This window comes from Rheinheimera sp. A13L, assembly GCF_000217935.1.
Taxonomy (GTDB): domain Bacteria; phylum Pseudomonadota; class Gammaproteobacteria; order Enterobacterales; family Alteromonadaceae; genus Pararheinheimera.
In genome coordinates, this window is sequence record NZ_AFHI01000009.1 from 1 (window position 1) to 22,935 (window position 22,935).

Annotated in this window: 19 protein-coding genes and 1 tRNA gene; 15 read left to right on the forward strand and 5 right to left on the reverse strand. The window is 46.5% G+C overall.

What is annotated here, in order from left to right; genetic code table 11:
- Positions 1–481 precede the first annotated feature (481 nt).
- The gene (locus RHEIN_RS05850; protein ID WP_008898054.1) at positions 482–898 is read right to left on the reverse strand and encodes a CBS domain-containing protein; all 417 of its coding nucleotides are present in this window, start codon (positions 896–898) and stop codon (positions 482–484) included.
- A gap of 228 nt (positions 899–1,126) precedes the next feature.
- Between RHEIN_RS05850 and RHEIN_RS05855 the strand changes: the two genes are divergently transcribed.
- The 7 genes from RHEIN_RS05855 (at position 1,127) to RHEIN_RS05885 (ending at position 7,036) form a co-directional block, all read left to right on the forward strand.
- A tRNA-Trp gene (locus RHEIN_RS05855) sits at positions 1,127–1,203 on the forward strand.
- Between the two features lie 12 nt (positions 1,204–1,215).
- Complete coding sequence (locus RHEIN_RS05860; protein WP_040554606.1) at positions 1,216–1,599, forward strand: hypothetical protein; 384 nt, start codon at positions 1,216–1,218, stop codon at positions 1,597–1,599.
- A 3-nt stretch (positions 1,600–1,602) separates the two neighbouring features.
- Complete coding sequence (gene rimI / locus RHEIN_RS05865; protein ID WP_008898056.1) at positions 1,603–2,049, forward strand: ribosomal protein S18-alanine N-acetyltransferase; 447 nt, start codon at positions 1,603–1,605, stop codon at positions 2,047–2,049.
- A 163-nt stretch (positions 2,050–2,212) separates the two neighbouring features.
- Complete coding sequence (prfC, locus tag RHEIN_RS05870; RefSeq protein ID WP_008898057.1) at positions 2,213–3,799, forward strand: peptide chain release factor 3; 1,587 nt, start codon at positions 2,213–2,215, stop codon at positions 3,797–3,799.
- A 24-nt stretch (positions 3,800–3,823) separates the two neighbouring features.
- Positions 3,824–5,563 carry an arginine--tRNA ligase gene (gene argS, locus RHEIN_RS05875; protein ID WP_008898058.1) on the forward strand — a complete coding sequence of 580 codons (1,740 nt, stop codon included), beginning with the start codon at positions 3,824–3,826 and terminating at the stop codon, positions 5,561–5,563.
- Positions 5,564–5,603: 40 nt separating this feature from the next.
- Positions 5,604–6,242, forward strand: coding sequence for a pyridoxamine 5'-phosphate oxidase (pdxH, locus tag RHEIN_RS05880; RefSeq protein WP_008898059.1), 639 nt, complete (start codon positions 5,604–5,606; stop codon positions 6,240–6,242).
- Positions 6,233–7,036: a TatD family hydrolase gene (locus RHEIN_RS05885; RefSeq protein ID WP_008898060.1), complete on the forward strand. Its 804-nt coding sequence runs from the start codon at positions 6,233–6,235 to the stop codon at positions 7,034–7,036. The genes pdxH and RHEIN_RS05885 overlap by 10 nt, the downstream gene beginning before the upstream one ends.
- Here the strand turns inward: RHEIN_RS05885 and RHEIN_RS05890 are convergent.
- A complete protein-coding gene (locus RHEIN_RS05890) occupies positions 7,033–7,647 on the reverse strand; it encodes a membrane protein (RefSeq protein WP_008898061.1) in 615 nt (204 codons plus the stop codon). The two genes, RHEIN_RS05885 and RHEIN_RS05890, sit on opposite strands and share 4 nt — an antisense overlap.
- Before the next feature lie 83 nt (positions 7,648–7,730).
- Here RHEIN_RS05890 and serB point away from each other — a divergent pair, with 83 nt between their 5' ends.
- Positions 7,731–8,792: a phosphoserine phosphatase SerB gene (gene serB / locus RHEIN_RS05895; RefSeq protein ID WP_008898062.1), complete on the forward strand. Its 1,062-nt coding sequence runs from the start codon at positions 7,731–7,733 to the stop codon at positions 8,790–8,792.
- Positions 8,792–9,688 carry an alpha/beta hydrolase family protein gene (locus RHEIN_RS05900; protein ID WP_008898063.1) on the forward strand — a complete coding sequence of 299 codons (897 nt, stop codon included), beginning with the start codon at positions 8,792–8,794 and terminating at the stop codon, positions 9,686–9,688. The genes serB and RHEIN_RS05900 overlap by 1 nt, the downstream gene beginning before the upstream one ends.
- Here the strand turns inward: RHEIN_RS05900 and RHEIN_RS05905 are convergent.
- Positions 9,685–12,237: a PilZ domain-containing protein gene (locus tag RHEIN_RS05905; protein WP_008898064.1), complete on the reverse strand. Its 2,553-nt coding sequence runs from the start codon at positions 12,235–12,237 to the stop codon at positions 9,685–9,687. The genes RHEIN_RS05900 and RHEIN_RS05905 overlap by 4 nt on opposite strands.
- Positions 12,238–12,352: 115 nt before the next feature.
- Here RHEIN_RS05905 and radA point away from each other — a divergent pair, with 115 nt between their 5' ends.
- Entirely contained in the window at positions 12,353–13,711 is a 1,359-nt protein-coding gene (radA, locus tag RHEIN_RS05910; protein WP_008898065.1) for a DNA repair protein RadA, read from the forward strand.
- Between the two features lie 51 nt (positions 13,712–13,762).
- Here the strand turns inward: radA and RHEIN_RS05915 are convergent, their stop codons facing one another.
- Positions 13,763–14,515, reverse strand: a complete 753-nt coding sequence (locus RHEIN_RS05915; RefSeq protein WP_008898066.1) for an outer membrane protein assembly factor BamD — start codon at positions 14,513–14,515, stop codon at positions 13,763–13,765.
- 126 nt (positions 14,516–14,641) lie between these two features.
- Between RHEIN_RS05915 and rluD the strand changes: the two genes are divergently transcribed.
- The 3 genes from rluD (at position 14,642) to clpB (ending at position 19,028) form a co-directional block, all read left to right on the forward strand.
- Positions 14,642–15,616, forward strand: a complete 975-nt coding sequence (rluD, locus tag RHEIN_RS05920) for a 23S rRNA pseudouridine(1911/1915/1917) synthase RluD (RefSeq protein ID WP_008898067.1) — start codon at positions 14,642–14,644, stop codon at positions 15,614–15,616.
- Complete coding sequence (pgeF, locus tag RHEIN_RS05925) at positions 15,616–16,350, forward strand: peptidoglycan editing factor PgeF (RefSeq protein WP_008898068.1); 735 nt, start codon at positions 15,616–15,618, stop codon at positions 16,348–16,350. The genes rluD and pgeF overlap by 1 nt, the downstream gene beginning before the upstream one ends.
- Before the next feature lie 92 nt (positions 16,351–16,442).
- A complete protein-coding gene (clpB, locus tag RHEIN_RS05930; protein WP_008898069.1) occupies positions 16,443–19,028 on the forward strand; it encodes an ATP-dependent chaperone ClpB in 2,586 nt (861 codons plus the stop codon).
- A gap of 54 nt (positions 19,029–19,082) precedes the next feature.
- On the opposite strand, the gene RHEIN_RS05935 is transcribed toward clpB, so the two are convergent.
- The gene (locus tag RHEIN_RS05935; protein WP_008898070.1) at positions 19,083–20,630 is read right to left on the reverse strand and encodes a methyl-accepting chemotaxis protein; all 1,548 of its coding nucleotides are present in this window, start codon (positions 20,628–20,630) and stop codon (positions 19,083–19,085) included.
- Between the two features lie 93 nt (positions 20,631–20,723).
- Between RHEIN_RS05935 and RHEIN_RS05940 the strand changes: the two genes are divergently transcribed.
- Positions 20,724–21,179 carry a CBS domain-containing protein gene (locus tag RHEIN_RS05940; RefSeq protein WP_008898071.1) on the forward strand — a complete coding sequence of 152 codons (456 nt, stop codon included), beginning with the start codon at positions 20,724–20,726 and terminating at the stop codon, positions 21,177–21,179.
- Positions 21,180–21,288: 109 nt separating this feature from the next.
- Positions 21,289–22,863 (forward strand): glutamate--cysteine ligase, encoded by a 1,575-nt coding sequence (gene gshA / locus RHEIN_RS05945; RefSeq protein ID WP_008898072.1) that lies wholly within the window; start codon positions 21,289–21,291, stop codon positions 22,861–22,863.
- The last annotated feature ends 72 nt before the right edge of the window (positions 22,864–22,935 follow it).

Consider the following 22,935-nt stretch of genomic DNA (forward strand, 5'->3'; position numbering starts at 1 on the left):
CTAAGTGCAGGTTTTTTTGTTTTTCGCATCCCTGCGAAAAATCCCTTCGGGACCCGCCGTGCGGCGGTCCAAAAACGCTCCAGGCGTTTTTGTGTACTTAAAATTCAGTCAAACAGATCGGCGATGGTGGACACAGGCGGATGAGATCCTCCTATCTCCTCGCAGAGCTCGTCGTGTTCAATCGGCAATACGCCAAACTGTTGGCGTCTTGAGATCCCGATTTCACGGTTCGACAAAATCGCCGGGAACGATTTTCACTCGTACCATCCCTGGTACTCGCCTTCGGCAGCGAAGCTGTGCAAAACGACATCCTGTCGTTTTGTGGACGCGCTCCGCGCGGTCCCGCAGGGACGTTTGCCAGGACGGCAAACGCAATCCTCCTGCCACTAAGTCTTCGTTTCAACAGTTTCTCTTTTGCTCTTTAGATTTACAAACCCAAACCCAAACCCAAACCCAAACCCAAACCCAAACCCAAACCCACCTAAGCCGCTCTCTCCCCCCCAAAACAGTCCCCAAGCGATGCCTCCAGCGCTCTAACCACCTGACCCCTGTTTAGTACCCCAACCACCACACCATTCTCCAGCACAGGCAGCTGATGCAAATGCAGGCTGGTAAAGATCACCGCACTATCCACCACGCTATCAGACGTCAACACAGTCACCACCTTTTTACTCATCACCTGAGCTATTGTATTGTGCAGGCTGCAGAAGTAGCTGGCGTGTAACATAGCGGCTAAACAATCCTGCTCCGACAAATAACCGACCAGATTATTGTCTTTATCAAACACTGGTGCGCCGGTCAGGTTAAACTGTCGTAGTTGCTGCACAGCCTGAACTATCGTATCGTCTTGTTGCAGCCGTGGAAATTCACGCTGGAATATATCTTGTACTTTGCTCATGGTTATTCTCCTTTGAGGGTATAACAGCAGCATAAGCCCGATAAATGCTTTGATTAAAACGAATTAATAAGCTTATGTGTATCGTAATTTGCGATTAAAAAACTTTGCCGCAAGCATAGAAGGGGCCTTAAAGGAATGAAACGTATGTTTTATGTGCAGTTAAATCAGTGCAGACAGATTTTTGCTTTACCTTTGATGCCTCTTTTGTATAATGGCGCCTCCAACGCTAGGGGCATAGTTCCAATTGGTAGAACAGCGGTCTCCAAAACCGATGGTTGGGGGTTCGAATCCCTCTGCCCCTGCCACTTCATTCTGATATGAATTCTTTATCTTCTAAGCAGCAACTGCTGCATTTACTCCAGATACAACCACTTGAATTACATCAAGAGTTTTCTGCTATGGCCAAAACGCCTGAGGCGGAAATTGGTGTGCTGGCAGAACCTGTTGCTGATATCCAAGCTGCAGTAGAAGCTGTTGAACCAGCAGTGCCTGTTTACTCTGTTCCAGACCCAGAACTTACCTTCTCTAAAGACGTCCTCGTGGCGCTCAGCGAATATCAACCTGATCTGCAGTGGCGGTTAAACCCTGCCTGTACTGAACCTATGTTGCAAAACGGACTCTTAGTAACACCTTCGATTGAATTATTACAGTCAGCCCAGCAGAAAAAGCTGCTCTGGTTGTGCCTCCAGCAAGAGAGCTGATGCATGCCGTTAATACGTAGTGCTACCCCTGCCGATATCCCAGCGATGCTGCAGATAGAACAAGCCGCCAACAGCCATCCCTGGTCGGAAGGCACCTTTAGCACCTGCTTTGGCGAGCGTTATTTTAATGCGGTGTTGATGGATGATAACGACGCCATTATAGGTTTCTACATAGGCGAAAAAGTCGCAGTAGAAGCCAGTTTATTTAATATTGGTGTGGCGCCAAAAGCTCAGGGCCAGGGTTATGGTCAGCAACTGATGCAGCACTTTATTGCCCAGGCTCAGGATTTAGAAGCACTGGACTGCTGGCTGGAAGTACGCCAATCCAATGCCAATGCCATTAAGCTGTATGAAAAATGTGGGTTTATTCAAACCGGTTTACGCCCCAGTTATTACCCAACGGCGACAGGCCGTGAAGATGCCATTTTAATGGCTTTGCCCTTAGGCTAAGGTTCAATCATCTTCTAACCAGATAATTTCCAGAGCAAAGTGGCTAAATTCTGTGCCTGCGCTTTGGTTGCTGTTATAATCGCGCGAAATTTCCTATCGAACACAAGCCCACTCTGCTTCTTGGCTATGTTGTGGGCTTCGTTTATTGATCAAGTTGGATGGCATGACTACCGAACTGTTTTTAGAAGAAATTAACAAACGCCGCACTTTTGCGATCATCTCTCACCCGGATGCCGGTAAAACCACTATCACTGAAAAAGTGTTGTTGTTTGGACAGTTGATCCAAAAAGCAGGTACGGTCAAAGGTAAAAAGTCTGGCCAATACGCCACCTCCGACTGGATGGAAATGGAGAAAGAGCGGGGCATCTCGGTCACGACTTCTGTGATGCAGTTCCCTTATGCGGATTGTTTAGTCAACCTGCTTGATACTCCTGGTCACGAAGACTTCTCGGAAGATACCTACCGTACTTTAACGGCTGTAGATTCCTGCTTAATGGTGATCGACGGCGCCAAAGGTGTTGAAGACCGTACCATTAAACTGATGGAAGTCACCCGTTTACGTGATACGCCTATTATCACTTTTATGAACAAAATGGACCGCGATATTCGTGATCCTGTTGATTTATTAGATGAAGTAGAAAGTGTTTTAAAAATCGCCTGTGCTCCTATCACCTGGCCAATAGCATCAGGTAAAGAGTTTAAAGGTGTCTACCACATTTACCGTGACGAAATTATTTTATACAAATCAGGCATGGGCCATACCATCCAGGAACTGGATGTGATTAAAGGCATCAATAACCCTGAACTGGATAAGCGAGTTGGTTATTACGCCGACCAGTTACGTGAAGAAATGGAACTGGTCAAAGGCGCCAGCCACGAGTTTGATTTAGAGCTATTCCGTAAAGGTGAGTTAACTCCGGTATTTTTTGGTACAGCCTTAGGTAACTTTGGTGTGGATCATATGCTGGATGGTTTAACCGAATGGGCGCCAGCGCCACAACACCGCGCTACCACCAGCCGTGTTGTTGAGCCATCAGAGCCAGCCTTTACCGGTTTTGTCTTTAAAATTCAGGCCAATATGGACCCGAAACACCGTGACCGCGTGGCCTTTTTACGCATCTGTTCAGGTAAATACGAAAAGGGCATGAAAATGCACCATGTGCGTATTGGCAAAGATATGCTGGTACCACAGGCTTTAACTTTTTTAGCTGGCGATCGTGAACACGTGGAACAAGCTTTCCCTGGCGATATCATAGGTTTACATAACCACGGCACTATTCAGATTGGTGATACTTTTACCTCTGGTGAGAAGTTTAACTTCACAGGTATTCCAAACTTTGCGCCTGAGTTATTCCGCCGTATCCGTTTGCGTGATCCGCTGAAACAAAAGCAGTTACTCAAAGGTTTAGTGCAGTTATCTGAAGAAGGTGCCGTGCAGGTATTCCGCCCGCTGGATAACAACGATTTGATCGTAGGCGCCGTTGGTGTGCTGCAGTTTGACGTGGTAGTGCATCGCTTAAAATCTGAATACAGCGTCGATGCGATTTACGAAAGCGTCAACGTGACAACTGCGCGTTGGGTGTATAGCGACGATCATAAAGCTATGACTGAATTAAAGAGCAAAGCCAGCATGAACCTGGCACTGGACGGCGGTGATAACCTGACCTATTTAGCGCCTACTATGGTGAACCTGAATTTGTCGATAGAACGTTATCCGAAGATCAAATTCCATAAGACCCGTGAACATTAATTCAGGCTCGAGCAAAGGTTTGTTATGAATATTAAAGAATTATTATCCGCCAAAACCCAAGCCGCTATGCTGGCTTTGGGTTTGCCTGCCGATACCAATACAGCTGTCACCATCAGCACTAAAGTTGAATTTGGCGATTACCAGATCAACGGTGCTATGGCGGCTGCTAAGTTATTAAAAACCAACCCACGTGCTTTGGCGCAGCAGCTGGTGCAACAACTGGATTTAGCCGAACTAGCTGAAAAGGTTGAAATTGCAGGCCCGGGTTTTATTAACGTGACTTTGCGTAAAGACTGGTTAGCCGCACAGTTGGTTGGCGCTTCACAAAACCCACGTTTAACCTTAAGCGCAAATCCAGCCCCGCAAACTGTGGTAGTGGATTACTCAGCGCCAAACCTGGCCAAAGAGATGCACGTTGGCCATTTGCGTTCCACCATTATTGGGGATGCCGTAGTGCGCTGTCTGGAATTCTGGGGTGACAAAGTCATTCGTCAGAACCATATGGGTGACTGGGGTACGCAGTTTGGTATGTTGATTGCGCATCTGGAAGATAAACTGGCAGCTGGCATCGACTTAGAGCAAGTGGCTTTAGCTGATCTGGAAGATTTCTACCGCGAAGCGAAAAAACGTTTTGATGATGAAGCAGGTTTTGCCGATAAATCGCGTGACTATGTAGTGAAACTACAAAGTGGCGACGCCCATTGCCAGAAGTTGTGGCAGCTGTTTATCGACACCTCCATTAAACACAGTGACGAGGTGTATAAAACCTTAAAAGTCACTTTAGGCCATGAGCATATCAAACCTGAAAGTGCTTATAACGCTATGCTGCAGCCTATAGTGGATAGCTTAAAACAGCAGGGGTTAGCTGTGGAAAGTGAAGGCGCTTTAGTGGTGTTTTTGCAGGAACTGGCCGATAAAGAAGGTAATCCTTCGCCTTTTATCGTGCAAAAAACCGGTGGTGGTTTCCTTTATGCCACTACAGATTTAGCAGCCTGCCAGTACCGTAGTTTTGATTTAGCTGCCGATCGCATCGTGATCTTTACCGATGCCCGTCAGGCGCTGCACTTTAAACAAGTGGAATTAGTGGCCCGTAAAGCTGGCTTATTAAAAGACCACGTCGCTTACGATCATTGCCCCTTTGGCACCATGATGGGTGAAGACGGTAAGCCGTTTAAAACCCGTACCGGTGGCACTGTTAAACTGGCTGAATTGTTAGAAGAAGCTGTAGTACGAGCTCAAGCCGTAGTAGAGCAAAAATCCTCTGATTTAAGCGCTGAAGAAATGGCTGAAGTGGCACGTAAAGTAGGTATAGGTGCGGTGAAGTTTGCTGACTTATCGAAAAACCGTACCAGCGATTATGTGTTTAGCTGGGATGCCATGTTAAGTTTTGAAGGTGCTACAGCCCCTTATCTGCAATACGCTTATACCCGCGTCAGCGGTATTTTGCGCCGTGCCGGTATAGATGAAAGCTTTGTAGCTCCGCTGCAGCTTGTGGAAGAGCAGGAAAAGCAATTAGCCGTCAAACTGTTACGCTTAGAAGAAACCTTACAGGCCGTGATGAAAGATGCAGTGCCTAACTTGCTGTGCAACTACTTATACGAGTTATCCAGCCAGTTTATGAGTTTCTACGAAGCTTGCCCTATATTAAAAGAAGGCATTGAACCAGATTTGAAAAACAGCCGTTTAATGCTGAGTATTCTGGTGGCCCGTACTTTAAAACAAGGCTTAGATTTATTAGGTATTGAGGTCATGGAGCGGATGTAATCCGCTTTATGCCAGTCGCTTTATCTGAAAGGACACACTGATGAAAATCGCTGATATTCGCCGTAGTTACAGCATGGATAAACTGGATTTGGATAAGCTCAATGCCGATCCTTTTCTGCAGTTTGAACATTGGCTAAAAGATGCAGTGGACGCTGAATTACCAGACCCAACAGCTATGTGTGTAGCCACAGTGGATGCTTCAGGTCAGCCATCACAACGTCTGGTTTTGCTTAAAGATGTCAGTAGCAAAGGTTTTGTGTTTTACACCAACTTAGGCAGCCGTAAGGCCTCTGAATTGGAACAAAACCCTAAAGTCTGTCTGCATTTTCCATGGCATCCATTGGAGCGTCAGGTGATAGTCTATGGCACAGCTGAGCGGGTTCCGACCAGTCAGGTGATGAGTTACTTTTTATCCAGACCAAAAGAAAGCCAGCTGGCAGCATGGGCTTCAGAGCAAAGCCGTCCTGTTTCGACCCGTCAGGTGCTGATGCAAAAGTTTGCTGAAATTAAACATAAATTTGAGCAAGGCGAAGTACCGGTACCATCATTCTGGGGCGGTTTTTTAGTGAAGCCGTATCAGATTGAATTCTGGCAAGGGGGCGAACACCGGCTGCATGACCGCTTTATGTACAAGCAGCAAGCAGACAGCTGCTGGGCCATAGAGCGTTTATGTCCATAATCCCACCTTTACAGGCCGCCGATACGCGGCCTGTATTATTTGATAGCCACTGCCATCTGGATTTACCAGAGTTATTGCCTGAACTTGAGCTGCATCTGGCGAACGCCAAAGCTGCGGGCGTTGAGGGCTTTTTAGTGCCTGCAGTGCAGTCTTCTGCCTGGTTACCTTTGCTGGAATTAAAACAACGTTATGGTTTTTACATAGCCCTGGGTGTGCATCCATGGTGGGCCAGCCAGGCACAGTTTGAGACGTTGGTTGGACTTGAGGGGTTAGCCGCTTTACCCGAAGTAAATGCTATAGGCGAAATAGGGCTGGATTTTGCGCTGGACGAACAAAGCTTCGCTTTGCAGCGGCAATGTTTTGAGTTTCAGTTGCAGCTGGCCGCCAAACTGAAAAAGCCTGTGATTTTGCACCATCGCAAATCACAAAATGAATTACTGCAGGTTATTAAACAGCAGCAGTTTAGCCAAGGTGGCATTTTGCATGCGTTTTCCGGTAGTTTCCAGCAAGGTATGGCCTTTATAGATATGGGCTTTAAGCTCGGGATTGGCGGCACTATTACCTACGAGCGTGCTGAGAAAACCCGCAAAGCAGTAAAACAGTTTCCGCTTACCGCTTTAGTGCTGGAAACTGATTCTCCCTCTATGCCACTGAATGGTTTTCAGGGGCAAATCAATACACCAGCTCAACTGCCTTTGGTGTTAAAGGTGTTGGCTGAGCTAAGAGGGGAAAGTACTCAGGACATAGCGAGCCAGTTGTGGCTCAATACCTGTCAAATACTGAAAAAAAATTAAAGCAAATTCGCCGCATCCGCCTGTTTGCTTTTACGCCATTTTTGCCACTGATGTACAATTTTGCTCCAGCTGCCGCGTAACATAAAGGCGACTACACCAGCGAGCAATAACATCCAGAATACTTGTCGCATCAGCTGTTGCCAGGCCTGAGTTACAGGCAATAAGCTGGCGTCCAGTTTCATACTTATTTTGATATAGCCAATCACTCTGTCTTGTTGAGTGATTTCCTGCACCATAGCAAGCAGCGCTTGTTCATGCTGAGGCGCATACAACAACTGAGCTGCGGCAGTGCCTTCTGAGGCCGATAATTTCACGCCGTTGGCGTTGTATACCACCACATCCTGCAAATAAGGTGTGGCGGCAATATGAGTGGTCAGTTGATTTAAGCTTTCCAGTTGGTCGTTATCAATCAGATAAGCCGCAGTATGGGATAAAGCCACCAAAGTTGAGCGCATCAGTTCAGTACTCTGTTGCTGAAACAAAAGTTCGCCTTGCTGGTTACTGTTCCACCACCATTGTGACAGCACCCAAATACCCAGCAGTGCCAGCAATAGCTGGGCTAGCCTGAAGTATTTTGAGTTTTTACCGCTGTGGTGTCCGCTGAATTGCATCAATTCGCCTGATTTTTACACTGACAATGCTTTAAAAATGTCGGTAGAATGCCACGGCAACAGAATGAAGTACAGGTGGCCCTTTGAGCTTTTATTATAAGATTGACCCAAACTCCTTTGCCGACATTAGTTTAATTCAGTGGTTAACTGCACAAGGCGCAGCGGCTAGCGCTGTGTTAATGCATGCTTCAGGCTTTTATCAAAGCGAACGAAAAGCAGCAGATCACCTCAGAGCGCCAGAATTCTGGTCTGGATTAGTGACAGGGCAAAGCACCGCCAGTCTGCGGATTTTTTCCGGCACAATAACGCTGCAGCAGCTTTTTGCTGTGCTGCAATTGTTACCTGCTGATGCAGCTTATCGCTTAAGTTTATATCGGCCTCACGCCGATTTAGCTTTGGCAGTGCGCATCGATTTGCCTCTAGCCTTAAATGCAGAACAAATCCAGGCTTTACGCCATTTAAGTGAAAATTGGACTGCCGAACTGGTGTATTTGCCTGCACCGGTGTTTTTGCAGCAACCAGGTGTTCTGGTGATGGATATGGATTCCACAGCCATTCAGATTGAATGTATTGATGAAATCGCCAAGCTGGCCGGTGTAGGTGAGCAGGTGGCAGCAGTGACTGCCCGCGCTATGAATGGTGAACTGGATTTTGCGCAAAGTTTACGTCAGCGTGTCGCTACCTTAAAAGACGCCCCTGATACAGTGCTGAAACAAGTGCTGGATGCTGTGCCACTGATGCCGGGTTTAGAAGCTTTAGTCGCATTTTTACAGCAGCATCAATGGCAGGTGGTGATTGCATCAGGTGGTTTCACTTATTTTACCGAAGCCTTAAAGCAGCGCTTAAAACTAACGGCTACTTTTGCCAATCAACTGGAGATTGTCGACGGTAAGCTGACGGGGCAGGTGTTGGGTGCTGTAGTTGACGCTCAGACCAAAGCTGATGTGGTGCAACACATTGCCCGTCAGTATCAGATCTCCGCCAGTCAGACTGTGGCTATAGGTGATGGCGCGAACGATTTGCCAATGCTGGCCGTCGCTGCCCTTGGGGTGGCTTTTCACGCCAAACCTAAGGTACAGGCTCAGGCCAAAGCAGCGATACGTCAGGGCTCGTTATTGCAACTGCTGTATTTACTGGAAAGCTGATGCAACACCAGCAAAACTCACAATGGCTTGCAGTTGCTGATTATCAGCTGCATTTACGTCAACTGAAGCCTGCTCAGTCAGAGTGTGTTTATCCGGTATTAATGCTGCATGGGGCTATTGAAAACAGCAGAATTTTTTACAATGAAAAAGGCCGTGGTTTGGGCTGTTTTCTGGCAGACCGTGGTTTTGCTGTCACTTGTGCTGATTTCGCTGGTCGAGGTTTGTCCAGCCCTAAAGCCAGCAGACGTTTTAATCACAGTCAGCAACAACTGATCTGCCAGGATATTCCGGCTTTAATTCATCATCTTTACCAGCAGCATCAACAGCCGCTGGTTGTGATGGCTCATTCCTGGGCTGGTGTAGTTTTGGCGGCCAGTTTAGTACGTTTTCCTGAACTCTTGCCTAAGGTCAAAACCATAATTACTTTTGGCAGCAAAAGAGTAATTAGCGTCAGGGGATTTAAAAAACGTCTGCATATAGATTTGGTCTGGAATCGGCTTTCGCCGCTGCTGTGTCGTATCTATGGCTATTTACCGGCTAAGCAATGGCGTTTTGGTGCTGACAATGAACCTGCTCAGTATTTACTTGATACTATTCCCTGGATCCGGGGCGGGGCTTTTGTCGATCTGACTGATGGTTTTGATTATGCTGCAGCTTGCGCTGAAACCAACTGGCCTCAGAGTTGGCATTTTGCCGCCATCAATGATCAGCTGTTAGGCCATCCGCAGGATGTGCAGGCTTTTCTTACAGAAACTGGTTTAAACTCAGGGCGTTATACTGTGCTGGGCAAAAGCTATGGCCACCAGCAGGACTATGATCATATTTCGATGTTGACTCACCCCAGTGCCAGTGCCGATCATTTTGCCGAACTGGCTGAGTGGCTGAAACAGAGTTAAGCAGGCTGGTTGATACCGGCCAGGAAAGCCAGTCGTTTTTGTTGCTGCTCTGCTATTTGTTCGTTGCTTAAGTTAAAGCGCAGTAACACTTCGTCTGTGATATCCACTACATCACCCACGCCCACCACACTCCAGAGCTCTTCTTCCAGTACTTTGGCTTTATGGATGGCATAAGTACTGACATACCCCAGTTCTTTGGCAATATGTTCGGTGTCAGGGCGGCCTGTGCGCGATAAAAAAATCTTAAAAGCAAAGAGTAAATCTTTATTCACCACGTCATCCACAAAAGCCTTTTTTGCACTATGGAGCTGGAAATCAAAATCAAACTTAGTTTCAAAGCTATGTTCTGTGTTGTCCTGAGCCGGCCTAAAACGCAAAAAGACCTCGTAGCTAAAGGGGATTTCCTGACGCTTCATTTTTTTCAGCTGATTGGCAAACTGCAAATTGGTGGCATTGTTTTTCAGCAGCGGCAACATAGTTATAGAGTCAGGTCCTTCACTGAACTGGGCCAGTAACTTGTGCAAAGCATTAGGTTTCGCACCCATGGCCACTACATCCAGATTGTAACGAACGCCCTGACGGTGCACATAAAAGGCGAAGGTGTCCAAAGCTTTGATATACATATTACGTAAAGCAGGGCCAAGACCAGGGAATTTAGGTGTTTCCTCAGCCATCGTTAGTTTGCTTCTGTTGTTATTAATCAACTGCTGAAAAAATATTTTGCCTGGATGATCGTTGGTTGGATCTATCACTCTCATATTCATAATCAGTTTGTTTTTACTGACCGCCATCACTTCATAAGGCAAAGCCGATAACTGATGTTTAGTGGTGATCTTTTGCAGCTCAGGCAAACTGATTTGCACTGTATCACCTTTAGCAAATTCAACAGGCTCAGCACATTCCAACTGAATGCCTTTACTGGAGAAATCACGGCTAAAGGCTTGAATGTCGCCGCCTTTGTCGCGCTCCAGCAATACAGTGGTTTTGTATAAAAACCGGCTTTCAGAACGCAAATTCACATACTGTACAGAGGCGCTTTCAATAGGAGGTATTTGCTCAAGTTTGGCATGCCCAAACACTTTTAGCTGATTCAGCAAAGCCGCATCGTAAGTAATAGCTTTGTACAAGCTGTTGCTTTGGGCAGTACTGATATCCGTCAGTGCCACTATATAGCGTAAGTTACGAATAAAATTTGCGATCAAAGGTGTAGGCGGCTGATTCAGCTTTTGTACTTCCTGATCGGCTGTGTTGGGTAACGACAGCGGAATATGAGCATGAGCAGGCACAGTACGTAATACCGACATACGGAATGCCCGAAAACTGGGTTTGGCTGCACCAAAACCAAAAAATACTGCTTTCAGTTCGGGGTGTTGCAGCAATTCTTCTGTTGTGGCCGAATAAAAAAACAATCTGCCTTTGGCCGCATGGGTAAAGGTATAAAGTACGGTACTGTTTTCATTGGCTTCTTTAGCCAGACATTGTTTTAACCGGCGCACGTGCAGCAGTTGTGGCAAGACATTCTGTTGCCGTTCATCCTGAAAATAATGCATCAGATGCCTGTTATTTTCAGTGGTTAACACACAGGATGGGGTTGCTTTGCCGTCGTTGACTGCCAGAAACACAGGTAAAGAGCTGATACGGGGTAAATAAAATTGCTCATAACCTTTAATAAACACCGCTTCGTAGGTGTTATCCAGATTCACTTTGTAACGTCTTTTATTGCCGTGAATAAAGTTTTGCAGAAATTCCGAGAACCCTTTTTCGTCAGCCAAAGGCAAACGTTTTAACCGCACGTAATAGCCTTTGTCGGCTGGTTCAACATCAATCACCTGATAAGGGATGCCGTTATTGATACCAAGGGCAAACTCTTGCTCTAAGCCGCGGAAAAATATGGCAACTTTTTGCCCGGCTGTCATTTCTATCGCCAGCGGAATTTTGATTTTACAGCCGGATACTGACAGGTCACTGGTGCTGGCGGGAAAACGTTCTTCCTCCTGCAACACCACTTCAATATCAATAGAAAAATTCATTCGCTCTTCACGGCGAACGCTATAGCCTGCAAAGCGGATCAGTTGAGCTGCTTTATAGTCATTGGCCGTTGAGTCCATATCTGACGCAACTGTGGTCAAGTTGACTGTGGTGTCAGAAGTCTCTCCAGATAATACGTCTTGCAGTCTTTTATTGGTTTCTTGCTGGTGTCGCACCCTGAAGTTGTTATTGGTATTGGTGACATCCTCAAAAATACCAATAGTGTACTGGCCGTATTGCTTTAAACCCTTTTCAAAGGTTTGGATTGCAACTTCATCCAGATAATGGGTTTGGCCTTTATGCTCAAAAGCACGCACTTCGCCGTCGACCCTGCCACGTAAATCGATATAATAGGTGCACGGCTGCGCCAGACGCTTTAATTCCATTTTGATCAGAAATTGCTGCGATTTGGCTAAGTCTCCGGTCAATAGCCGAAATTCCTCATCGAACAACTGGGTGTTGATAAGGGGTTTCAGACGTTCCAGAACGCTGCTATAAGCTTGTAAGTCGTTTGTTGTCATGCTCGCTTAAACACTTACAGGGCAGTGGCAAGCCCTGTATGAATAATTTGGGTTAGAGTAAAACCAGTACGATGTAAAAGCAATAATCGTGCCTTTTAATTAAATGAGATAAAAAATGGCTAAAACCAAGAGCGCATACGTCTGCAATGACTGTGGCGCAGACTTTGTGCGCTGGCAGGGCCAATGCACAGAGTGCGGCACCTGGAATAGTATCAGCGAAGTGCGTTTACCCAGTGTAACAAAACAACAACGTTTTGACGGTTATGCCGGAGCCACTGCGGCCAAGGTGATCCGACTGGATCAGGTCGACTTGCAGGATGTACCTCGTTTTAGCTCAGGTTTCGCTGAATTTGACCGGGTGCTGGGTGGCGGTATAGTGCCGGGTTCCGCGATATTGATTGGTGGTAGCCCTGGTGCTGGTAAAAGTACCTTGCTGTTGCAAATTATGTGTGGACTGGCGGTGACAGACAAAGCTTTGTATGTCACAGGTGAAGAGTCCTTGCAGCAAGTGGCATTGCGAGCCAACAGATTAGGTTTACCGACTCAGAATTTAATGATGCTGGCTGAAACTAACGTTGAAACTATTTGCCAACTGGCGCAGCAGGAAAAACCGCGCATTATGGTCATCGACTCGATTCAGGTGATGCAAATGTCGGATATTCAGTCTGCCCCTGGCAGTGTATCCCAGGTGCGGGAAAGCGCAGCTTACTTAACCCGTTTTGCTAAACAACATAATGTGGCTGTCATTATGGTGGGGCACGTCACTAAAGATGGTTCTCTGGCTGGCCCTAAGGTGCTGGAGCATTGTATCGATTGCTCTATTTTATTGGATGGCGATACTGACAACAGATTCCGTACTTTACGTGGCAATAAAAACCGCTTTGGTGCTGTCAATGAGCTGGGGGTTTTTGCGATGACAGGTCAGGGCATGCGGGAAGTGAAAAACCCGTCAGCGATTTTTTTGAGCCGTGGTAAAGAAGATACGCCTGGATCTATTGTGATGGTGTTGTGGGAAGGGACCCGACCTTTGCTGGTGGAAATTCAGGGCCTGGTTGACTATTCACCGTTAAATAATCCACGTCGTGTCACTTTGGGTATGGAACAAAACCGTATTTCGATGTTGCTGGCGGTATTGCATCGGCACGCCGGTATTCAAATGGCCGATCAGGATGTGTTTGTCAACGTGGTGGGCGGCGTAAAGGTCAATGAAACCAGTGCTGACTTAGCGACTTTATTGGCGCTGGTGTCGAGTTTTAAAAATAAAGCCTTACCAAATGAGTTGGTGGTCTTTGGTGAAGTGGGCCTGTCCGGTGAAATCCGTCCTGTACCCAGTGGTCAGGAACGTTTAAAAGAAGCGGCAAAACATGGCTTTAAACGCGCCATAGTGCCAGTGGCCAATGCACCTAAAGAAGCAATTCCTGGAATGACAGTAGTGGCTGTAAGTAAATTATCTGAAGCTTTGGATGCGTTGTGAGTTGGGTCAGAGCTATCAGCTCTGACCCTCTAGTCTGATTTTAAATTTAAGTTAATTCAACGCATTGGGGAAATTTAGTAATAACACAGCTTTGGCGTCATCACGTAATTTCACTAAACCTAATTTGTCGTAACTATCGACCATAATCAGCAAAGCCTGTTCTACCTGAGGCGAATCACGGTAGTACTCGACAATGTATTTACAGCGGTTTGCTGCCGCTAAATGAGCACCACGGCGGGTGTAATAATCAGCAACCAGTAATTCGTAACGCACCAGTCTTTCTTTAATGGCAAACATACGTTTTCTGGCATCGTTGGCGTATTTGCTGTTCGGGTAAGTGCTGACCAGTATTTTGAAGTCTTCAAAACCCTGTTTGGTGCTGGACATATCACGGTCCGCACGGTCTATACCAACAAATTCCTGAAAAGCATTTTCATCAACTTTTACATTACTTAAACCACGCATGTAGTAGGCGTAGTCTAAATCCGGATGGTTTGGATTCAAACGGATAAAACGGTCTATGCTGGCTAAAGATTGCGTGGTATTACCGCTTTGGTAATAAGCGTATATCAGATCCAATTGCACCTGACGGGACAAAGGACCAAAAGGATAACGGCTTTCCATCATTCTGAGTAATTCTATAGCTCTGTTATACAGGCCTGAATCCAGCACATTTTTGGCTTCTTCATACATTTGCTGAGCAGACTGGTTGGTATTGACCAGTTCTTCTTCAGCTTTTTTGTTCCCCGCGCAGGCGGTTAGTGTTAAAGCTAGGGCGATTATGGCTAAAAAGTTCACTTTCATTTAAAAATCCGCTACTACTTAAACCTATTGGCTATTTAGTCTGGAGTAAAACCGTTAAAATAACCTTTTAAGGCCCGATTCTAACCCAGACTGTTCGGGTATGCACACAGGATAACTGGTTCCGACATGACAAAACAGATAAAACTTGCAGAAATTGTACCTGACCATTTATTTGGTAAACGCTTAGATCAGGTATTGGCCGAAATGTTCCCGGACTATTCGCGTTCCAGAATAAAAGAATGGATTTTAGCCGATTGGGTTCAAATCAATGGCCAGCTGTGTAACACGCCCAGAGAAAAATTACTGGGTGGGGAGTCTGTATTGATCCAGGCCGAGTTACCGGACGACGAACGTTTTGAAGCTGAGCCTATAGACCTGAATATAGTGTACGAAGACGAACATATTATGGTGATCAATAAACCTGCGGGTTTAGTGGTGCACCCTGGTGCGGGCAATGCGGACGGTACTTTACTCAATGCCTTATTGCATCACTGTCCTTCTATAGCTGAAGTGCCACGTGCCGGCATAGTGCATCGTCTTGATAAAGACACTACAGGTTTAATGGTGATCGCTAAAACTATTCCTGCTCAGACTCATTTAGTTGAAGCTATGCAGGAACGGGAAATTACCCGTGAATACGAAGCGATTTGCCACGGCACTATGACAGCGGGCGGTACAGTGGATGAGCCTATTGGCCGCCACCCCACCAAACGTACCCATATGGCGGTGACCAGCTCAGGTCGTCCGGCAGTCACTCACTACCGTGTCATGGAAAAATTCCGTGCGCACACTCGTTTGCGTTTACGTCTGGAATCCGGTCGTACTCACCAAATTCGTGTGCATATGACTTACATCAACTATCCGTTGGTTGGAGACCCTGTATATGCAGGCCGTCCACGTCCACCACGTAAAGCCGATGAAGCTTTATTAACTGTATTGCGTGGCTTTAAACGCCAGGCTTTGCATGCAGCTATGTTGCGTTTAGCTCACCCTATTACCAGTGAAATTATGGAATGGCATGCGCCAATCCCTGATGATATGGTCGAGCTGACTCAGGCCTTACGTGTAGATACTGATATTCACGGTCTGGACTTTGCCTGATGTTCCAAGCTGACTGGCCTGCGCCTTCACATGTAAAAACTGCAGTTAGTACCCGGGAAGGTGGTGTGTCCTTGCCACCTTACGACGGGTTGAATTTGGGGAGTCATGTCAATGACAGACCTGAAGCTGTGGCGCAGAATCGTCAGCTTTTCAAACAACAGGCGGGTATGCCTGCTGAACCTTTATGGCTCAATCAAGTTCATGGTACAGATTGCGTCCTACTGGAACAGACTGATTTCTCAGTGGGTCCTTTCACCGCCGATGCCAGTACAACCAAAATCAAAGGTGTGGTATCAGTGGTTCTCACTGCGGATTGCCTGCCTGTATTGTTTTGTGATGCGGCTGGTACTCAGGTGGCCGCAGCTCATGCCGGCTGGCGGGGTTTAGTGGATGGTGTGCTGGAACAAACGCTGGCACAGTTTGACGACCCCAGAACAGTGATGGCCTGGTTAGGCCCGGCTATAGGCCCCACAGCTTTTGAAGTAGGGAACGAAGTGCGTTTGGCTTTTATGGAAAAAGATGCCAAAGCCGCCGCTGCTTTTATCGCTGTACCAGATAAAACCGATAAATGGCTGGCTGATTTATATCAGCTGGCGCGTTTACGTTTGAATGCTTCCGGAGTTTCACAGATTTACGGTGGCGGCTTTTGCACTTACACCGACTCACAACGTTTTTATTCCTACCGTCGGGATGGTCAAACGGGCCGGATGGCGTCCTGTATCTGGCTGGACTGATCTAAGTCAAATTTTTGACGTTTATCGCTTGATAATTAACCGGCTCTGCCCCATCTTAATGCCAACAGCAGTTTGATGTATGCGGAGATGTTATGAGACTCGACAGATTTACCAGTAAATTCCAATTGGCAATAGCCGAAGCTCAGTCTATGGCTTTAGGCCGTGATCATCAGTTTATTGAACCCATTCATTTGCTATTTGCCTTGCTGAATCAGGAAGGTGGTTCCACCAAAGATCTGTTCAGTAAAATTGGAGTGAACACCAACGAACTGCGCTCCAAATTATCCCAGGCCTTAGAGCGCGTGCCTAAAGTGGAAGGTGCAGATGCCAATGTGCAACTGTCTGCAGCCACTATTAATTTGCTGAATTTATGCGACAAATACGCGCAAAAACGTAAAGACCAGTATATTTCCAGCGAGTTATTTGTTTTAGCCGCCTGCGAAGATAAATCTGAATTAGGCCATTTATTACGCCTTTTGGGTGTTGATAAAGCTGTGGTGGAAAAAGCCATAGAACAAATTCGTGGTGGCCAGAATGTCGATGATCCAAATGCAGAAGAGAGCCGTCAGGCACTCACTAAGTACACTGTCGATTTAACAGCACGGGCTGAAGCCGGCAAGTTAGATCCAGTCATAGGCCGTGATGAAGAAATCCGCCGTTGTATTCAGGTGTTGCAGCGTCGCACTAAAAACAACCCTGTGCTGATTGGTGAACCTGGTGTGGGTAAAACCGCCATAGTCGAAGGTTTAGCACTGCGTATCATCAATAAAGAAGTCCCTGAAGGCTTAAAAGATAAACGTGTCTTGTCTTTGGACATGGGCTCTTTATTAGCGGGTGCTAAGTATCGTGGTGAATTCGAAGAGCGTTTAAAAGCAGTACTGAACGAGCTTTCTAAAGAAGAAGGCCGGGTTATTTTGTTTATTGACGAAATTCATACCATGGTAGGTGCAGGTAAAGCCGATGGTGCTATGGATGCCGGCAATATGCTCAAACCTGCCTTGGCGCGGGGTGAACTGCATTGTTTAGGCGCTACCACTTTGGATGAATACCGCAAGTACATTGAAAAAGATGCCGCTTTGGAGCGGCGTTTCCAGAAAGTATTAGTGGACGAGCCTTCAGTCGAAGACACCATTGCTATTTTGCGGGGTTTAAAAGAGCGTTACGAGCTGCACCATGCGGTAGAAATTACCGATCCGGCCATAGTAGCGGCTGCCACTTTGTCACATCGTTATGTCAGCGACAGGCAGCTGCCTGATAAAGCCATTGATTTAATTGACGAAGCAGCGTCCAGTATCCGGATGCAAATGGATTCTAAGCCGGAAGAGCTGGACAGATTAGAGCGGCGTATTATTCAGCTGAAGCTTGAGGACAATGCGCTGGCGAAAGAAACTGACGAAGCGACGAAAAAACGCCGTGACATGATCCAGGAACAAATACGTGAACTGGATTTGAAATACAACGAGCTGGATGAAGTCTGGTCTTCAGAAAAAGCGGCGTTGCAAGGTACTCAGAATATCAAAGCCGACTTAGAGCAAGCCCGGCTGGATATGGAAGTGGCGCGCCGTGCCGGTGATTTAAACCGCATGTCGCAGCTGAAATACGAACGTATTCCGGCCTTGGAGAAACGACTGGATTTAGCCTCACAAGTGGAAATGCACGAAATGACGCTGCTTCGAAATAAAGTGACGGAGCAGGAAATTGCCGATGTATTATCCAAAGCTACTGGTATTCCGGTCAGCAAAATGCTGGAAGGTGAACGCGATAAACTGCTGCGTATGGAGCAGGAACTGCAAAAACGCGTGGTAGGCCAGGCCGAAGCATTGGAAGCTGTGTCCAACTCCATCCGCCGCTCCCGCGCAGGTTTGGCTGATCCGAATAAACCTATAGGCTCCTTCCTGTTTTTAGGCCCTACTGGGGTAGGTAAAACTGAACTGACCAAAGCCCTGGCGCAGTTTCTGTTTGATACCGAAGACGCATTAATCCGCATTGATATGTCGGAGTTTATGGAAAAACACGCAGTATCGCGTTTAGTCGGAGCTCCTCCTGGCTATGTGGGTTACGAAGAAGGCGGTTATTTAACTGAAGCGGTGCGGCGTAAACCTTATTCAGTGGTGCTGCTGGATGAAGTAGAAAAAGCGCATCCGGATGTGTTTAACATTTTGCTGCAAGTACTGGACGATGGCCGTTTAACAGACGGGCAGGGCCGTACAGTCGACTTTAAAAACACTGTGATCATTATGACCTCGAATTTAGGTTCAGATTTGATCCAGGAGCATTACCAGCATCAGGATTATCAGCAAATGAAAGATATGCTGATGGAAGTGCTGAGCAAACAGTTCAGACCTGAGTTTTTAAATCGACTGGATGAGACTGTGGTATTCCACCCGCTGGACAGCGCTCATATCCGCCATATTGCTTCTATTCAGTTGCAGCGGTTGCGGTTGCGTTTGCAGGATAAAGGTTTTGCTTTGTCGGTGACAGATGCTGCTTTGGATCTGCTGGCAGCAGCAGGTTTTGATGCAGTCTTTGGTGCCCGGCCATTAAAACGGGCTATTCAGCACTATATTGAAAACCCACTGGCCCAGACTTTACTGAAAGGCCAGATTAAGCCAGGCTCAGTAGTGACAGTGGATGCCGCTGAAGGGAAGTTTGTGATAGGTTCGTCCCACCCACATTAACCTCTGTGATAAATACAAAAGCCCGCAACTGCGGGCTTTTGTTTGAATAGCCTTTTAATGACTGAAAGTTTTACTTAAATTGGCAATTTCAGCAGCTTGCTGGTGCAGGCGTTTGTTGTTGTCGGCCACCAGTTGCATATTGCTTAAGTTTTCATCTGCAATATGCTGAATATTTTGTACATTGCTGGCCACTTCACTGGCAACCTGACCTTGCTGAGTAGCAGCAGTCGCAATTTGTGACGATAAATGATCGATGGTGTTGACCATAGCAACAATTTGCGACAACTGTTCTGTACTGTGACTGGTCTGAGTCACACACTCTTCCACTTGCTCACGGCTTTGTGTCATGGTCTTGCCCCAGCTTAATAAGGTTTGCTGAATTTCACCAATAGAACGCTGAATTTGCTCTGTAGCTTTATGAGTACGGGACGATAAGGCCCGCACTTCATCAGCAACTACAGCAAAACCACGGCCATGTTCACCAGCTCGTGCTGCTTCAATGGCAGCGTTTAACGCCAGTAAGTTGGTTTGATTGGCAATGCCCTGAATTTCCGTCATCACAGCACCAATTCGCTCAGCTTCCACCGCTAAATTATCTGCAGTGCTGGCTGCGCCTTGTACCTCAACGGCCAGTTTTTTCACTGTGTTGGCTGTTAACTGCATCACCTGTTCAGCTTGTTGGCAAATTTGTTGAGCTTCGCCCACTTTCTGATTGGTTTCCCCTGTGCGTTCAGCTATATCCAGCACTGTGCTGCTCAATTGCTGCGTTGCCGTCGCAATAGAGACTAACTGCTGGCTTTGCTGGTGAATACCACGTTCGGTTAAATGTACTGCTTCTTCCAGTGTATCGGCGATACTGGTGAGTTTATTGGTGCTGTCTTTAGTGCGGCCTAATACAGTACGTAAACGGGCTTGTTGCATTTGGTTTCTGAAATCGGCCACCGAAAACGCAGTTTTTCCGCTGTAGACATAACGGGATACAGAGTCGAAGTCCTGACGCATTTTGTTTAACTGAGCTGGAATATCTACTAGTTCGTCATACATCAGCACAAAGAAAATTGCCGGGATCAACAAGGCCAGCCATAAAGCATGTGACCATAACAATGCACCTGCTGCTATTAAAATAAAGCTGCTAAGCAGTGCAATAAGACGGCGTAAATTGCTGTTACCGCTCCACTGGCTGACAGACTTGCCTGAGTTAATTGCTCTGTAACATTGATCGGCTTTTTGGATCAGGTCAGAACTGGCTTTGACCCGCACAGACTGGTAGCCCACCAGTTGCTGTTGTTGATAAATAGGGGTGACAAAAGCATCGACCCAATAATAACGGCCGTCTTTGCAGCGGTTTTTCACCATGCCACGCCAGGATTGTCCTTGTTTTAAGTGAGTCCACAGATCGGCAAAAGCAGCGGCCGGCATATCCGGGTGACGCACCAGATTATGGTTTTTCCCTACCAGTTCATCTTCTGTGTAGCCTGCCACCTGACAAAAAATCGGGTTGGCATAGGTGATAATCCCACGAGTGTCTGTAGTAGAAACTAACTCCTGTCCGGCGTCGAACTGAACTTCCTGGTCAACAAGCTGCTGGTTGCGGCGGTTCATGCATATTTCCTTTTTATTTATCATTCAGTTAATCTGGATCAAAGCGGCGGCATTATTTCAAAGATCTCTCAGATAAGCGAGCTTAGGAGCATTATGCAAGTATCTGCCATTATGACCAGAAAATTGACGATGGTTGACCCGGATATGAGTTTATCTGCCTTAAAAGGCATTTTTAGCCAGTCCAAATTTCAACATGTGCCAGTGATTGATGCCGGGCGACGTTTGGTAGGTATAGTTTCCGTCAAAGATTATTTCAAAGCGCTGGCGCCAGTGATGGACTCAGCCTCTGAAAAAACCTTAGATATTTTTGTCACCAGTCGCAAAATTAAGCATGTGATGAGCAGCCCCGTCATTTCAGTGCCTGAGGATTATCCCGTGGTCAAAGCCGCAGCTTTATTGCTCAAACATAATATTGGCTGTTTGCCTGTGATTGATCAGGATAATGTAGCTATAGGCATAGTATCCTGGAAAGATATTATGCGGGTGGTGGTGTTGCAGGCGGCCCGTAAAAGCAGATTGGCCTATGGCGCTGCGCCAGAAGAAGAGTAGAATAATCACCTCATTTAGTGTCAGAGAAACTTAATCTTTGGTCACTCTTGTTTTTTAATTTGAGTCACCCCATTTTAAGATTTGATTTTTATCAGAATAAGGGATCAGCTTGAGTCATTTCCTCGAACAACGTCTGGCTGCGCTTGGCACCACGTCATTTCAAACTGCAATTAAAGGGATCAGACGGGGTATTGAGCGGGAGACTTTACGGATCAAACCGGATGGTCAACTGGCGCAAACTGGTCATGCAAAAGCTTTGGGTTCGGCTTTAACTCACCCTTTAATTACTACAGATTTTTCAGAGTCTTTGCTGGAGTTTATTACCCCGGCACAAACTGATATTGATGTGACTCTAAAGCAACTGACTGATATTCATAAGTTTGCTTTATCTCATATAGGTGAAGAGCGGCTTTGGGCTGGTTCTATGCCTTGTTATATAGAGCATCAGGATGAGATCCAACTGGCGCAGTATGGTAGTTCCAATGTTGGAACTATGAAAACTGTCTATCGTCAGGGCCTGAAAAACCGTTATGGAAGTATGATGCAGGCCATCAGCGGTGTGCATTTTAATTTCTCTATTCCACAAGAGTTCTGGCAGAAGTATCAGCAGTTGTTAGGAGATACGGGTTCCTTGCAGGATTTTATTTCTGCTCAGTACCTGCACCTTATTCGTAATTACAAAAGATATGTATGGCTGGTGGTGTATTTGTTTGGCGCATCCCCTGCGATGTGCAGCTCGTTTTTACAAGGCCGTGAACCTAAATACAAGTTCCAGACCTTGGGCAAAGGTTCTTTATACCTGCCTTATGCCACCTCTTTACGAATGAGTGACTTGGGTTACACCAACAGTGCCCAATCCAGTTTGAATATCAGCTACAACAATTTGTCCGATTATATCGAAGGTTTACGCCAGGCCATTTCGACGCCTTCAGCTGAATATGCTTCTATAGGCGTCAAAGTGGATGAGCAGTACAAACAGCTCAACAGCAATATTCTGCAAATCGAAAACGAATTTTATTCGACCATAAGACCCAAACGCACCACTCAAAGCGGCGAACGTCCAACCTGCGCTTTAAAACGCCGGGGTGTCGAATATATTGAAGTGCGGGCTCTGGATGTGAATCCGTTCAGCGCTGTGGGGATCAATGCCGAACAAATGCGTTTTCTGGATTTGTTCTTAATTTATTGTTTACTGGAAAAAAGCCCGGATTTATCGGCTGATGAACAGGCAGTGACAGAACAAAACCTTCGCAAAGTGGTAACCGAAGGACGCAAGCGTAACTTAGATCTGATTGAAAATGGCCAGCCCCGTTTGATGCTGGACTGGGCTGAACAGCTGTTCGCTGATCTGATGCCTATAGCGAACTGGATGGACGCAGCTCATGGCGGTGATGTGTATAGCGCAGCTATCAAAGAGTTTTATTTAGGTTTGTTAGACCCGAATCAAACTTATTCAGGCAAGTTATTAAGCCGCTTAATAGCTCAGCAGCAGGACAGCCCTGATTATGCTTTGGCTTTAGCAGAGCAATACAGGCAACAATTGGCAGCAATGGACTATCAGCTTTATACCGAAGCCGAGTTCGAACAAATGGCGAAGCTATCCTTGCTGGATCAACAGAAAATTGAACAGGCCGATGAGCTTAATTTTGATCAGTACCTTGAACAGTATTTTGCAGATCTATAAAGGATTTAAAAAAAACGGCCAGCAAGCTGGCCGTGAAAACTAAGGATAAGGATAATCCAGGGATGAAAAACA